Below are 14,431 nucleotides of genomic sequence, written 5' to 3'. Positions count from 1 at the left end.
CCGCCGCACGAATTTAAGGAGGGTAATATAACACAGCAGATCAAACCACACTGATTTGATCTGACAGAGAAACACCGACAAACAAAATGAATAACGCCACGGGCGAGAGCCATTTTAAACAACGCACACTCTTCGCTGTTTTTCCCAACCGTTCTAACGTTCGAATTTGCCACCCCACCGTCACCATCAAGCCCAGCAACCAAGCCCATAAGACCATAACGATCTGATCCATCTCTCCCCACACCAGCAAAAGAAACGTAAAAACCAACATCGAAGAGAGACCCAACACAACGGCAAACAACTGCTTTTTAGCCTGCTCATCTCGAAACAGAACCCCTTCCAACAGAGCCGTCAAAGACCAAAAAAAGAGGCAGAGTGCGATAATGGCTTGACGCTGCACAGACTCATTCAACGCCGAATACTCTCCCAGATCAAAAACCGCCTGCGTTACCAGAAGATGCAAAACACCAAAACCCAGTACCACTACAAAAAACACAGCTAACGGAACCCACAACAGCACACGAGAAAAGTTTTCAAAACTCATCTGAAAGATATTTTTGAAAAATAGGGTTAGCACAAATTGATGTACTACAATGGCGATGGCAGCCAAACGAAACAGTAGGGAAAATTCAGCCAATTCTGACAAAGAAGCAAAATAACCCAAAAAAAGCCGAGGAAAAAACAACATCAGCATGGACATGGATCCAGCCAACATCATAGGAAAACCGGCTTTTAAAACCCCTTTAAGATCATATTGAACCCTCTGCAAACGTTGTTTGATTTTTGACTGCAACAAGACAAAAACCAACAACATAGCAGCAGAGAGCAGAGTGTAAAACACCACAATCCAATCATATCGGTTTGGCGCAATCCATAAAAAACAGAGAAACAACAGCAAACCCAGATAAAGACTGCTCTCCACCACCGAAGCATACGCGCCCATTCCTGACGCTTTCATGTACGCCGCTAAGCCACTCTGCCCTACAAACAGGCCTAACATTGACACGACCAACAACAGTGAAAAAGAAAGTTGGGAAGCAAACAAAAAGCTTCCAACAAAATTCATCAACAGAAACACAGCAAGCAATAAAATCAAATAGCGCAACGCTGAAACCACACGCGCCCAAGCCTCTTGCTTGACAATCGCATACGCAATAACGGCAGGCATCCCCATAGAAAGAAAAACCGCCAACAGAGAGGCCGTTGCCAAAGCCCGCTCCAGTTCACCATAATCGTCAATAGAGAGTAAATAAGCAGCAAAAAAAGGCGATATTAAAACCGCTACTTTTGAAATAGAAAACAATGAAGCATGTAAAAGAACACGTTGCCACATCTTAATGTGGTAACTTTTTATTTACCACAGTTTCAACCAAATTAGGAACCTGCACTTCGGGATAACGCGCTTTTACCGCCATATAATCCAAAGGAATGTAACGCAATTCTTGGCTGACATACAGCCCCGGTTGCAACAGTGACTTTGCAATTGACGAATGCGCCCCAAGGGTGATTTTATCGCCAATTTTAACCCCCGGATTAATCACAGAAGCAGAACCAATATAAACGTTATTACCAATAGTGATGCGACCATCAAGGCGAAAACGACCCGCCCCTGTCGGCGCATGAAGATAGCCGTGTGTCCACATTTGGCTACCTCGCCCTGCCAGAATAGAATAATCACCCACCCTTACTGAACGACAGCAATCAACAACATGGTGAGAGGTGATTTTTGATAAATACCCAAGTTTTAACATGGAGCGCCCCCAAACAAGCGGTTTTTTAGCCCTCTTAATCACATTAAATACACCAATGCCCGCCTTTTTTTTAAGCACACACGCAAACGGACCAGACAAGCGATTTACATGTTGAATATAGGCGAATTCTTCCATAACCAAAAGATCATTTTTAATAAAATTAGCATGACCAATCACCACCCCCTCCGCCAGCAAGACAGACTTCACCTCAATGTAAGAAAAACCAATGCGCACACGGCCTTTAATCCGCCAACCCAGCAGGGACAGAATATAATTCTTTAAAAAAAAGGGCGGTAAAATCAACGCAACAAGCGCTGCAAGTTTCTGTTTCACTTTATTTACCCTGCACAGCAGCGTGAATCACCGTTGCCACCTGTTTTATGTTTTCAGCATCAAGACAGGTGGGCGCATGGCAAGGATCACTGATCAAACCCGCGTAACTGCTGCTGAGCAGGCGACGGATCAAAGCCCGTTTCTCCTCTTGCGTAGCCGTAGGAAAACCCGCCGCCAAACGTTCCAGAGCCGCACTCAGCTCCGCAGCTTGATCCAGCCAAATCACCCCTGCACCGCCCTTCACCACACTCTCCCCCAACAGCGCCAACGGTTTTCCGCTTAACACCGCCTCAATGGCAATCGTGCCGGTCACGGTAACAATCAAATCCGCTTGAGGAAAAACCTCTTCCATCTTCACTGCCAATGCCAACGGCACACTGTTTTTATTCTCGCGCACCCGCGCCAACAGAGCCTCATTCAATTCGTATTTTACTTTAGGGTTTGCCTTCACCAACAAACAGCAATCATCAGGCAACGCCTTTGCCAGCATCGCCACCAACTCCGCTTGATCGCGGTGTTTCTGCCCCCACACATCAAGATTGGCTTCCGGCTGCATCTGCAAAGGGTACAAAATGATTTTTTTATCCGCCATAGAATCAGCGCGTTCGGCTGCCAAGGCATTCCACTCAATTTTTAATTGGCTTAGACGGCGATCGTGCAATAATTTTCGCAACGGGTGCGGGGTGTTGTAACGCTCCCCAGCAGCGTAAGCCTGCAAAATAATATTGCGATCACGCCACGAGCCCGGCTGCGGGTAGGTTTTATCATCATCAAACGCCTGATCCACTTGATGCTTCAACATATAATCGGGTTGAATTTTGCGCTGTGAAATCGCCTCAATAAGCTCATCACAACGCGCATCAGAACAGGTCTCAGCACTGCCCCTATAAGCCAACTTGGTATCGTATTGATACAACGAAAACCGATTTTTTGGATAACTCGAACTGCTCGGGTTAAGGTAAACAATCTCTTCTTCACGACAAATCTGAATCGCCAACAACTCATGAAACACCGTCGCTTCACCCACCACTAAATCAGGCTGATACTCTGCAATCACTGCTGAAATTTTTTCATAATAAAAACGATAGTGGTGACTGTTACCTGCAAAACAGTTGCAGCTTCTGTCGGCTGTTTCTATAAACCCAAACTCAGCCCCCGAATCCACACGCTCTTTTTTGCGCGGATACGGGATCACCGCATTAGGAAAACCCTCCACCTCAAAACGGTGGTTTTGAATCAAGAAGAGAACCTCACAGCCCCGCTCTTGCAGCTCCGCCGCCAGAGCTTTCCAGAAATGAGTTTTATAGCGATTCTCAATAAACAGTATTTTCATAATGTATGATCAAACATCGGCCAACAGTTCAAAACGAACGGCGGTGTTAGCTGAAACAGAGTGCAACAAACGCCGCCCCAGAATCGCATCCAAATACTTAGGAGCCAAACCAAATCCAGGTCGCACACTGCGCACACACTCTGCTGCAATCACCTCACCGGCCTGCATATCTTTAACGAAATAGAGCGAACGACGAAACTGCACATTACCCTGCTCACTCGATTTCCGACCGTAATTGACTTTACCCAAGGCCGACCATGCTGTTTTAGCACCTTCACAGAGAGCAGCCAACTCTTTTGGCTCCAAAGAAAAACGGTCATCCGGCCCACCCCCGCTGCGATCCAAGGTGACGTGCTTTTCAATAATGCACGCACCCAAAGCAACACTGGCAATGGCAGTAGTATTGTCGATGGTGTGATCAGAAAGACCAATGGGCAGGTCAAATTTCTGCTGCATATCCACCATCGTACGCAGATTGTAATCCCCCGCCGGAGCGGGATAACCACTGACGCAATGCAGCAAAGCCAGTTCCTGACAGCCGCCATCACGAGCCGCTTGCACCGCTTCGGCCATCTCCTCGGCATTGGCCATGCCGGTGGAGATGATCATCGGTTTTCCCGTTGCAGCGACGTACTTAATTAAGGGCAGATCCACTGCCTCAAAAGAAGCAATTTTATACGCCGGTGTATTTAGATCTTCCAACAGATCCACGGCACTGTTATCAAAAGGCGAGCTGAACATCGTAATGCCTAATTTCTGAGCATACTCAAACAGCGGTTTATGCCACTCCCACGGCATGTGCGCTTCTTCATAAAGCTCATACAAAGTACGCCCATCCCACAAACCCCCTTTAATTTGAAACTCTTCAGAGTCACAATCCAGAGTGATGGTATCGGGGCGATAGGTTTGCAGCTTCACCGCATCAGCACCTGACCTTTTTGCCACCTCGATAATCTGCAAGGCCTTTTCTAACTGGCCGTTATGGTTCGCCGACAGTTCAGCAATCACATAAGGCGGTTCGTTTCGCGCAATCCGGCGTTGCGCAATGTTTATCGCCTGTTTATTCATTTTGCCCTACCCACTTCTCGCACCACTCCTGTTGCAACAGACCAAAACAGAGCAGAGTGCAATGCCGTTCACCGTCAAAATGATGATCACGCAACTCACCTTCACGCCGAAAACCCAGCTTATGATGCAACGCAATTGAACGGCTGTTATCGGCCAAGGCCTGTCCTGCAACCTTGTGCAGAGCCAACGTCTCAAACGCATAACGCAAGGTCGCCAAACCCAGCAACGTCCCCGCGCCTTTTTTCGCCCCAGCAGCCAAATAAAAGCCCCACTCCGCCACCGTGGCATTAATGCAGCTCAAATGGGCAAAGCCCAAAGAACCCTCCTGCTCAAAAATAAACAAGCGCTTGCGCGGATCTCGGCTGGCTCGTTCAAACCAAGCACAATGCTCATCCCAACGAATCTCATGTTGAGTCAACATACAGCTGCGCACCTCAGGGCGATTGCGCCATTCAAGCACCGATGACAGATCCTCACGCCGCATGATCCGCAAAGGTGAACCCATGTTATGCCACCACCGATAAACAAGACACCACCCGCCGCGCCCCCAAGCCATCACACAGCTTCCGTGCATTAACGCTCAAATCCGCCAGCACGTCTGTCACAGCCATTCGCTGCATCGCTTCTCGTAGATCATCAGGCAGAGACTCGCGGCACAACAACACCACCGACCCCGCCTGTTGCTGCGCCTGAGCACTCACTTTTTGGTTCTCCGCCAACACCAGCAGCAACGTCGGCAGCCCCAAACAACAGCGCTCCCAAGAGCTGCTCCCTGCCGCACCGATGGCCAAATCACTTTGCGCCATCACCTCAGCCATCGTGCTGATATTGACCCGCACCTGCGTCAACCACGGCATCTGCGCTGCCGCAGCCTGCACCGCAGACAAATGCGGAGCCTGCGCGCCCATCACCACCGTAATCTGGCACTCTTCGACTAAAGAGACTGTTTTTAAAGCCGCCAACACCTGCCCCGTCACGTTGTCCTGATCCACGCCCCCCAAGCTGATCAAAATGTGCCGCAACTCAGGCGCTTTCCGCCGCTGCAAACTTCGCTCACGCCACTGAGCAAATTCAGGTCGCAACAGCGCGTAGTCTGACCCCGTCACTGTTTTGCAGTCTGACGGTACCAAATTAGCGTACTCCACTGCCAAACGCCCCAGAGTCTGATCCAACAACAGATCACAATCGTGCTGCCGATCCGCCAAATCATCAATCACCATAATCTGCTGACAACAGTCGCGCAGTTCAGATTCCCAGCGCGCATCCAAGGCATAATGGTCTACCACCAACCACTCAAGCTGAAGGCTCTGAATCTGTTGCCGAGTCTGCTGTGCATCCACCTGCCAATCACAGCCCAACCACGGCGCGTGTGCAGGTAAATCATCGTCTCGACTCAACTCAACGTCCTGATTGCGTGGCAACAGAAAAACCTCAAAACCGCGCTGCCGAACAAACTCAGCCATGTGACCAAGATGTTCACGGCAAACAAAAAGTACATCCGCGCCCTGTGTTCTCAACTCCTCGGCCAAGGTCAAACAGCGCATCAGATGACCACTGCCCATCTCCAATGAGGCATCCACTCGAAAGGCAACCTTCATCGGCTGGCCAACATCGCTTTAAACAGCCACTCCGCCCGCCGCCAATCCTCTTCCGTGTCGATGTCCTGTACTCGATGAGAGGGCAAAATCAGCGGTAAGGCCGATTCAAACACCGGCTTTGCACTCAGCCACGCTGCGCTTTTGCCCCAATAAAACTGCCCCGCATCGTGGTACGCCTGCTCCAAATCCTGTGAACGTGTTTGAAACTGCTCAGGCTGAAACATCGCCACCGAACCGTCGGCCTGCAAACGCAAAGCGCGCTGAATGGGAAAGGCGTAATCGGTGACGCTAAAAACATACTCTGCCTGCGATTCACGCAAACGCTGCAAACCGTCGCGCAGATCCTGCGCTTGCACAAACGGCGCGGTGGCATAAAGGCAGCAGGCCTCCTGCGCCTCACGGCTCTTTTCCGCCAACCACGCCACCGCGTGTGCCATCACCGCTCCCGTAGTTGCGTAATCGTCCGCCAACTCAGCGGGACGCACAAAAGGCACCTCTGCGCCGTGCGCACGAGCAAGCTCAGCAATCTCTTCATCTTCCGTGGAAAGCATCACCGCCGCAAAACAACCGCTCTCTAGCGCCGCTTCAATAGACCACACCAGCATCGGTTTGCCACAAAACTCGCGCAGATTTTTCCGAGCAATGCGTTTGCTGCCACCCCGAGCGGGAATCACACAGACCGTCACGTCAACGCCTTTTGCAGCGCCACCACCACCTCATCCTGTTGCGCCTCGCTCAAAGTGGGGAACATCGGTAAAGAAATCGCCCCCTGATAATAGGCTTCTGCTTGCGGAAAATCGCCCCAAGCAAAGCCCCTTTTTTGATAAAAAGGCTGCGTGTGCACGGGGATGTAATGCACATTCACCCCAATACCGGCTTGTCGTAAGTCATCAAACACCCGCCGTCGCTCGGCAGGATCATGCAGTTGAATCGGATAGAGGTGCAGCGCCGAATGGCTATCAGGGTGCTGCCACGGCACGGTCAAAGGCAGGTCAGACAGCAGCGCATCGTAACGCTGCTTAACCTCATCGCGGCGCTCAATGTAAGCCGATAAACGCTGCAATTGACTGACACCCAAGGCCGCATGCAGATCGCTCATGCGGTAATTAAAGCCCAATTCGATCTGCTCATAATACCAACCGCCCTCATCCTGAGCGGAGATCACACTCGGATCACGAGTCACGCCGTGGCTGCGCAAACGCGCCAGAGTAGCGGCCAGTTGTTTACTCTTGCAGGTTGCCACTCCGCCCTCAGCGGTGGTGATGATTTTCACCGGATGAAAACTAAACACAGTGATGTCCGCGTATTGACACGCACCAATGGGCTGATCCAAATAACGCCCACCAATGGCATGTGAAGCGTCTTCGATCAGGCAAAACCCGTACTGATCTGCCAGCGCCTTGATCTCAGACATCTGACAGGATTGACCGGCAAAATGCACCGGAATCACCACCTTGGGCAATTTTCCCGCACCTTCCGCCCAGCGCAGTTTTTCCGCCAAGGCATCGACGCACATATTGTACGAACGAGGATCAATATCAACAAAGTCCACCTGAGCGCCACAGTAGAAAGCACAATTGGCCGAGGCGACAAAGGTGTTCGGCACCGTCCAGAGCCAATCCCCCGCACCCAAACCCAGTGCCAAACAGGCCACATGCAGCGCCGAGGTGGCGCTGTTAAAGGCCACCGCCTGCGCGGCGCCCACCTCCTTGGCCAAGGCCTGCTCAAACTGCACCACCGCCGGCCCTTGAGTGATGAAGTCCGACTGCAACACCGCAACCACCGCCTCAATGTCTTCTGCCAAAATTTCTTGCCGACCGTAAGGGATCATAATTGAGTAACTCGGTTAAAATTCCGTGAGCGCCGCTTGATTAAACTCTAAAATCTCTGGCACCGATAAAAAATGTGGATTAGTACCCGAGTTGTATTCAAACCCCTGCGCCACCAAACGCCCCTTTTCCGCCAAATTATTTTCGGTGTAATCCAGCTCCTGATGATAAAACTTAATCGACGGTTTGATCACATAATGGTCATCAAACTCCAGCGTCAAATGAGCATCATCACAGGGACACATAATTTCGTGCAGTTTTTCACCAGGACGAATGCCGACAATTTTTTGTGCTAATTTCGGTGCCATCGCCGTGGCCAAATCAACGATGCGCGCCGAGGGGATTTTGGGGACAAAAATCTCTCCGCCGTGCATACGCTGAAAATTTTTCAAAACAAAATCAACCCCTTGCTGCAAGGTGATCCAAAAACGGGTCATGGCGGCATCGGTAATGGGCAGATGTTCGCTGCCCTGATCAATCAACTTATCAAAAAACGGCACCACCGAGCCCCGCGAACCCACCACATTGCCGTAACGCACCACCGAAAAACGGGTGCGCCGACTGCCCACCATGTTATTGGCCGCCACAAACAGCTTATCCGAAGCCAATTTAGTCGCCCCGTAGAGATTAATCGGGTTGGCGGCTTTGTCCGTGGAGAGGGCAATGACCTTTTCCACGTTGTTGGCCAACGCCGCTTGAATGACATTTTCAGCGCCGTGAATGTTGGTTTTAATGCACTCCATCGGGTTGTATTCTGCTGCCGGAACTTGTTTCAGAGCGGCAGCATGAATGACATAATCCACCCCCTGCATCGCTTCGGTGAGGCGTTCCCGATCACGCACGTCACCGATAAAATAACGCATTTCAGCGTGAGAAAAAATCTGCTGCATCTCAAACTGTTTTAACTCATCCCGTGAGTAGACAATGACTTTTTTCGGCTGAAACCGTTTCAATAAAGTGTCGGTGTACTGCTTACCAAACGAGCCGGTACCACCAGTGATTAAAATGGATTTATCACGAAACATAATGTCTACTCAGACCAAAAGAGAAAAGAAATCATCGACAGAAAAAAACCCACGACGCGGTGGGTTTTTTGCTCATAAAACAGCGTACTCAAACCATCACTTAAAACGGGATGTCGTCATCAAAATCGCCATCCATGCCGCCGCTGGGAGCAACGTAACCCGACTGCTGCGCAGGTTGCTGCTGCTGTTGCGGCGCTTGTTGCTGTTGCATTCCCTGCTGTTGCGGCGCTTGTTGTGGCTGTCTTGGTGCGTACTGCTGTTGTGGGGCTTGGTATTCAGCACTGCCGCCTGTGCGACCGCCCAACATCTGCATCTCATTGGCAACGATTTCAGTGCTGTAACGATCCGCACCGGTGGCTTTATCCTGCCATTTGCGGGTACGCAGACGGCCTTCGATGTAGACCTGCGAGCCTTTTTTCAGGTATTCGCCCACCACTTCCGCCAACCGACCAAAAAAGCTAACCCGATGCCACTCAGTCTCTTCCTGTTGCTGACCGGTCTGTTTGTCTTTCCAAGAGCGAGAGGTGGCCAGAGTAATGTTGGCCACTGCGCTGCCGCTGGGCATGTATTTGACTTCGGGATCGTTGCCCAAATTGCCCACCAAAATGACTTTGTTAATGCCTCGTGCCATCACTCACCCCTTATAGAAAAACGCACCCCTCGGCGCAGCGCCGTATATTAGCAGTTTCAGCCCACCACTGGGTAGTGCTGACTGCAAAATTATCACACTGGCGCAGGTACCAGCGCGATCTCATCGCCGCTTTTGATCGTGGTTTCAGGGTTGGCAAACTGCCGATTGACCGTCACCTTCACCAGACCTTTGCCCAAACACTCCTGCCACACCTTGCCGCGTTTGCACAGATGGGTCAGCAGCAATTGCACCGTATTGACCTTTTCAGGCACCTTGATCTCTTCCGACTCACGACGAAACTTGGTCGCAAAATCAACAAAATAGAGCATATTCAAGGTTTTCAGGCCACTTTCCGGTTTGGCCTGTTGCATTTCCAAACGAGTCACTTTGTATTGCAGCCAATTTTTGCTCTGCTTCTCTCCCAGCTCATACAAGGTCTTCCAAGAGTAGATGCCCGTATGGTGGCCATCATCAAAATGGAGCTGCACCGCGTAACCACCTACGGGTTCGATGCGCTCAATGTTCACATCTTCTTTACCCAACACCACCTCGCCCCGTCCCAAGATAATGCGCACTTCAGCGGAGGGTGAAAAAACCCGCAAATACTCACAGGAAAGCTCAAAGTGGCTGTCGTCGTCAAAACTGACCTCCAGCATTTTCTGCTGCCGATGCAGCTTCAATTCCGTGGGGGTGTGGGAAAATTTTTCATTTGCCATAACTAAAAACCTAAAACACTCAATTTAATAAGAAAAGTCTCAATGCAGACGCTGCTGCTGAGAAAAAAGCTGGTGGTAGTGACTCATCACCTTACGCACCCGCTCGGGGTAATTCAGTGCCACCATCTGTTGCATCCCCTCGCTGAAAAACGACGGCGCATCCAGTGGCAAATGATGCACTAAAGCATCAAACGCCGCCTTCATCAGAGCCGGATCGTGGCTGCGGGTGGCGATAATAGCCCGATTCAACAGCAGCAAACGCCAAGGTCGATTCGGATTGGCGTTGTCCATATCGTGGCTGACCGTCGCCGTCACCTGCTGGATCAAGGCTCCAATGGAGGCCGACAGACCCGCCAGCACTCGCTCATCACTGACGCTGTTGGCCAAGCGCGCCAACGCATTCACCACCCCCTGCAATTCATGCAGCTCCGCACCGGCGTTCACCAGCCACAGCGCCAACGGAAAGCAGAGATCCTCAAACGCCTCAGCAAACATCTGCAAGCCGCGTTTTTCCAGCAACAACGAAAGCTCACCCAGCAGCAACAACATTGCTGCGCCTTGTTCGCTCACCTGCACCGAATCCGCTGCACGCGGCACGGCAGGCAATTGCGCTGACATCTCTGCCCAACGATCCCACAGTTTCTGTGCTTCGACGGCAATACCCGGCTGCTCAAGCAACAAGCGTTGCTGTAGCTGCTTAAACTCCGCCTCTATTTTTTTAATCTCTGCTGGAATCACATCCCTTCCCACTGTTCCCAAAACGCGCCCATTGTCGTTGCACACGCCCAACTTGTCTAGCCAAAGAAAGCCCCCATATCAATAAGAGGCCAAATAGCACAAAACCACTGACCCCTCCCTGTCCCTCAACCGCTACCACATTGCCACTCAAAGAGACCGACAGAACCGACGGCTCTCCCGTGGTCATAAAACGCAAAGTTGAGGTTTTCACCCCCGAGCTGCGCGGCACAAAATTGATCGCCAAGGTGACACTGCCGCCAATCTGCAAACGCAGATTGCTGCCGTTATGGCGAAAATTATCGTCATCCAACTCAATGGAGATCACATCCAAAGGGCGATTGCCGCCATTGTGCAAAGTCACCAAGCGTGTTTTCAACGCCCCCAGCGCCACCTCGCCAAAATCCAACAACATCGAACTGGCCTGCAAACGCGCCGACAAATCTCGCATCCCAGCACGATGCATGATCGGCATGGCCACCGCAGCGGAATTCAACGACGTTACCCCACTGGTCACGCCCTCCCAAGCACTGCTCTCCGTACCCAAAGGCACTTGGCAAACAGAGACCTCTGCTGCACTGTTCAAAGGCTGCTGCACAGTCAAAGAGAGGTCGTCACCCCAAAAACTCGGCACCCCCCAAAAAGGCTCATCACGGCCAAAACGCACATAGTCATAAACCGTATTGATGCGTTGCCCTTCAAAATCAATGGTCACCACCCGCGAACGCACCCCATTGGCATCCCGCTCAATCAAATCCAGCGCCATCACCGAAGTGCTGTTGGCAGCAAACACCGGATAACCCAAGCTGATCGACGGATTTTGGCTAGCAAAGGGAAACCGAAACAGCGGTACTTCCGCCGTTGAGCGTGCCAGATCGAGAAAACCAATCGACCAGTAGTTGTAACCGGAACCGTCGTTCTCCACCAAACAGGGGCGCTGCGGCTGCGGCACACAGACCTTCATATCAAACAGCAGAGTGCTGCCACTGTAATCAAAACTGAGCGAATCGGCGTAGCGCACCAAACCCAAAGAGCTGTCGCCACCCTGCTGATAATTGGGCAGTGGAATGGCAAAACTGCGCTGTTCAACATCACCGCCTGCATAAGAGAGCAGATGAATTCGATTGTCATCCAGCGCCGCCGTGGTGTAGGCAATCGACTGGCCATCAGGCGAGACCGCCACACTCCAGAGGTTGCCCTCGGTGGTCAAACGCCGTGTGCGCGAAAAAAGCGGCAGACTCAGATCACTGCGATACAGGTTCAGATCCTGTCCCACAAACAACACATGAGTGCCGCTCAGATCGGTAAACAGCGCCGCCTTGCTGTAAAAGGCCGCCTGCAAACTCACCTTCTGCGATGCCGCTGCCGGATCACTGAGATTATCCAGATAGAGAAAATAGTTCTCATCAACGCCGCCGTCGTGGCTGCCGTCTTCGGGGCGTAAATAGACCATCAACTGATCCCCCTCCACCAGCGGAGCCGCTTGCGGCTGATTGTCGCTGGCCGAACTCAAACTGCCCTCCAACACCCCCACCTGATCCCACGCCTCAGCCACCGCTTGCGCCTCAGCCGAACCGCTGCCGTAGAGATCCACAGCCGCCTGAATCAACGCCCGACGGGCATCAATAAACTGCGCCGAAGAGGTCAAGTAGCGAGTCAAAGCGTGATAATAGATCTCTCCCATCACACGTCGCCCATCGCCACCCAAAGCCTCAGCGATCAAATACGCAGCACGATTTGGAATACCACTGTTGATGTGTACCCCGCCGTTGTCGCCTTCTGGGGTATTGGGCAGATTCAAGTACTCCTCCATGCTGCTCGGTTGGCGCAACCGCCCCAGATGGGGGTCGGCCAAACTGCGCAGGTAATTTGGCGCTGCCAACGTGCAGTCCTCACCAATCAGCCAATCCTTATCATCCACCAGCGCGGCAAACACATCGGCAAAGGATTCGTTCAGCGCCCCGCTCTGATTTTCATAACGCAAATTGGCCGAGCTTTCGATCACCCCGTGGGTCATTTCGTGTGCCGCCACATCCAGACACTTGGCCAACGGTTCAAACAGAGTATTGCCATCGCCGTAGACCATCATGCTGCCGTTCCAAAAGGCGTTGTCTTTACGATCACCAAAATGTATTGCCACCAGCAAATTTTTATTTTCATCATCCAAGCTCTGCCGCCCGTGCTGCTGCAAAAAATAGTCGTACACCTGCCGTGTGTGTACCATCGCACTGACCGCCACCGGATCCCAACTCCCGTTTTGTGTGACAAATTCCAGCTGTGTGCCATCCCCCTGCTGAGCATCATAGATAAAGGTATCGCCTTTGCTTTTCGGGCCATTGAGAACCGGGTCATCAGCGGGTTGCAGATCATTGAGAGGGATCTGCGGATCAATCAAGTAAGAGAAACCGTCTTGTGACCAACTGCTGAAGGTCTGCGCTCGCCCCAACAGATCAACCCCGCTGCTGCGCTGCACAGCCTCATGTAGATTGTTTAAACGATGCAAAATCTCACCGCTGCTGGCATCAACAAAATAAAGCCAACGACTGTCCAGCGTGGGGTTCACATCCACGCGATAAGTCAGACGGGGGGGGTTATCGCCGTAAATCACCTGTTCAAGCTTAATCTGCCACGCCTTAACAATTCTCAGGTCAGCCAAAACACGCTCTTTCACCTCTTGCTCAGAGAGTTGCACGCGGCGGGGTGCGGTGACAAACGAGGGCTGATAACGACCGTTAAAATAGAACACTCGGTCCAGTGCATCGAGATGCACCACCAACTGCTTACCCCACACCGGCACACCGTGATGCAACTGTTGAAAATGCAGGTGGCGATTGCCCAGCGCATCGGTACTGCTGCGCAGCAGCAGCAACTCCTGCTCGGGCTGGTACAGTTTTAACAGCTCACGAAAGTCGTTTAAAAAGCGCCGCGCCACGGTTTCTGCGCTGGCTTTTTTTCTTATGTTGGTTTTGTTTGCCGCAGGCAGTAAAAAACGCAGCGCCGTCGGCGTGCCGTTGTCTGGATTAAAATGCGCCGGATTCACCCCCCCACTGAACTGCGCCAAGCGCGCCAAACTTCTCTGCTGCAATAGGGTTATTTTTGGCTCAGAAGGTTGAAAGAGTGCCGATCTCAACTGTTGGGTAAGTTGGGTGTGGTTGACCTTGATCGGGCGTTTGCTGCGCTGATTGATCGGCGCGGTGGGTAAAACGGCAGCTGAATCCAGCAACTCCGCTGCCCACGGTGCGGCATCAATGGACAATACCTCCGGCATGGCCTGTAGATGAGAACAGCTCAGCAACAACCCCAACAACAAACCCGCTTTGTAATCCATCCCACCCCCTCCTATTTTTCAAAGGAGAGGTGCAACTTCTTCGCCAGAGAGCAAACAGTGTAGACAACAATTTTATACCTGCTT

General features: G+C 51.7%; 13 protein-coding genes and 1 pseudogene. All 14 read right to left on the bottom strand.

Annotated features, from left to right (window positions below):
* Nucleotides 1-40: 40 nt before the first annotated feature.
* The 14 genes and pseudogenes from Q9O24_08615 to Q9O24_08550 all read right to left on the bottom strand — a co-directional run bounded on the left by Q9O24_08615 (nt 41) and on the right by Q9O24_08550 (nt 14,347).
* Complete coding sequence (locus tag Q9O24_08615) at nt 41-1,333, bottom strand: oligosaccharide flippase family protein (protein ID MDQ7075195.1); 1,293 nt, start codon at nt 1,331-1,333, stop codon at nt 41-43.
* A 1-nt stretch (nt 1,334) separates the two neighbouring features.
* A complete protein-coding gene (locus Q9O24_08610) occupies nt 1,335-2,084 on the bottom strand; it encodes a hypothetical protein (protein ID MDQ7075194.1) in 750 nt (249 codons plus the stop codon).
* 1 nt (nt 2,085) lies between these two features.
* A complete protein-coding gene (locus Q9O24_08605) occupies nt 2,086-3,417 on the bottom strand; it encodes a hypothetical protein (protein ID MDQ7075193.1) in 1,332 nt (443 codons plus the stop codon).
* A gap of 9 nt (nt 3,418-3,426) precedes the next feature.
* On the bottom strand, nt 3,427-4,485 hold the full coding sequence (pseI, locus tag Q9O24_08600; GenBank protein MDQ7075192.1) for a pseudaminic acid synthase: 1,059 nt from the start codon (nt 4,483-4,485) through the stop codon (nt 3,427-3,429).
* Nucleotides 4,478-4,990, bottom strand: coding sequence for a UDP-4-amino-4,6-dideoxy-N-acetyl-beta-L-altrosamine N-acetyltransferase (gene pseH, locus Q9O24_08595; GenBank protein ID MDQ7075191.1), 513 nt, complete (start codon nt 4,988-4,990; stop codon nt 4,478-4,480). The genes pseI and pseH overlap by 8 nt, the downstream gene beginning before the upstream one ends.
* Nucleotide 4,991: 1 nt before the next feature.
* Nucleotides 4,992-6,083 (bottom strand): UDP-2,4-diacetamido-2,4,6-trideoxy-beta-L-altropyranose hydrolase, encoded by a 1,092-nt coding sequence (gene pseG / locus Q9O24_08590; GenBank protein MDQ7075190.1) that lies wholly within the window; start codon nt 6,081-6,083, stop codon nt 4,992-4,994.
* Nucleotides 6,080-6,769 carry a pseudaminic acid cytidylyltransferase gene (pseF, locus tag Q9O24_08585; GenBank protein MDQ7075189.1) on the bottom strand — a complete coding sequence of 230 codons (690 nt, stop codon included), beginning with the start codon at nt 6,767-6,769 and terminating at the stop codon, nt 6,080-6,082. Before pseF ends, pseG begins: the two co-directional genes overlap by 4 nt.
* Nucleotides 6,766-7,914: a UDP-4-amino-4,6-dideoxy-N-acetyl-beta-L-altrosamine transaminase gene (gene pseC, locus Q9O24_08580; GenBank protein MDQ7075188.1), complete on the bottom strand. Its 1,149-nt coding sequence runs from the start codon at nt 7,912-7,914 to the stop codon at nt 6,766-6,768. The genes pseF and pseC overlap by 4 nt, the downstream gene beginning before the upstream one ends.
* 15 nt (nt 7,915-7,929) lie before the next feature.
* The gene (pseB, locus tag Q9O24_08575; GenBank protein ID MDQ7075187.1) at nt 7,930-8,937 is read right to left on the bottom strand and encodes a UDP-N-acetylglucosamine 4,6-dehydratase (inverting); all 1,008 of its coding nucleotides are present in this window, start codon (nt 8,935-8,937) and stop codon (nt 7,930-7,932) included.
* A 100-nt stretch (nt 8,938-9,037) separates the two neighbouring features.
* The gene (gene ssb / locus Q9O24_08570; protein MDQ7075186.1) at nt 9,038-9,571 is read right to left on the bottom strand and encodes a single-stranded DNA-binding protein; all 534 of its coding nucleotides are present in this window, start codon (nt 9,569-9,571) and stop codon (nt 9,038-9,040) included.
* Between the two features lie 89 nt (nt 9,572-9,660).
* Nucleotides 9,661-9,897 carry a MoaD/ThiS family protein gene (locus Q9O24_08565; GenBank protein MDQ7075185.1) on the bottom strand — a complete coding sequence of 79 codons (237 nt, stop codon included), beginning with the start codon at nt 9,895-9,897 and terminating at the stop codon, nt 9,661-9,663.
* Between the two features lie 30 nt (nt 9,898-9,927).
* Nucleotides 9,928-10,284, bottom strand: a pseudogene (locus Q9O24_08560) (gamma-butyrobetaine hydroxylase-like domain-containing protein).
* Nucleotides 10,285-10,323: 39 nt separating this feature from the next.
* The gene (locus Q9O24_08555; GenBank protein MDQ7075184.1) at nt 10,324-11,022 is read right to left on the bottom strand and encodes a hypothetical protein; all 699 of its coding nucleotides are present in this window, start codon (nt 11,020-11,022) and stop codon (nt 10,324-10,326) included.
* On the bottom strand, nt 11,003-14,347 hold the full coding sequence (locus Q9O24_08550) for a M4 family metallopeptidase (protein MDQ7075183.1): 3,345 nt from the start codon (nt 14,345-14,347) through the stop codon (nt 11,003-11,005). The genes Q9O24_08555 and Q9O24_08550 overlap by 20 nt, the downstream gene beginning before the upstream one ends.
* Nucleotides 14,348-14,431: the final 84 nt, after the last annotated feature.

The sequence above is a fragment of the Gammaproteobacteria bacterium genome, assembly GCA_030949385.1.
Taxonomy (GTDB): Bacteria; Pseudomonadota; Gammaproteobacteria; order JAUZRS01; family JAUZRS01; genus JAUZRS01.
Note: the sequence above shows the minus strand (reverse complement) of the source record. Positions and strands in the feature narration are given on the sequence as shown.

Coding starts and splice junctions, on each gene's coding strand:
- pseB (MDQ7075187.1), bottom strand. CDS start 8,937: ATGTTTCGTGATAAATCCATTTTAATCACTGGTGGTACCGGCTCGTTT.
- pseH (MDQ7075191.1), bottom strand. CDS start 4,990: ATGGGTTCACCTTTGCGGATCATGCGGCGTGAGGATCTGTCATCGGTG.
- pseC (MDQ7075188.1), bottom strand. CDS start 7,914: ATGATCCCTTACGGTCGGCAAGAAATTTTGGCAGAAGACATTGAGGCG.
- Q9O24_08565 (MDQ7075185.1), bottom strand. CDS start 9,897: ATGCTCTATTTTGTTGATTTTGCGACCAAGTTTCGTCGTGAGTCGGAA.
- pseI (MDQ7075192.1), bottom strand. CDS start 4,485: ATGAATAAACAGGCGATAAACATTGCGCAACGCCGGATTGCGCGAAAC.
- Q9O24_08615 (MDQ7075195.1), bottom strand. CDS start 1,333: ATGTGGCAACGTGTTCTTTTACATGCTTCATTGTTTTCTATTTCAAAA.
- Q9O24_08550 (MDQ7075183.1), bottom strand. CDS start 14,347: ATGGATTACAAAGCGGGTTTGTTGTTGGGGTTGTTGCTGAGCTGTTCT.
- pseG (MDQ7075190.1), bottom strand. CDS start 6,083: ATGAAGGTTGCCTTTCGAGTGGATGCCTCATTGGAGATGGGCAGTGGT.
- Q9O24_08605 (MDQ7075193.1), bottom strand. CDS start 3,417: ATGAAAATACTGTTTATTGAGAATCGCTATAAAACTCATTTCTGGAAA.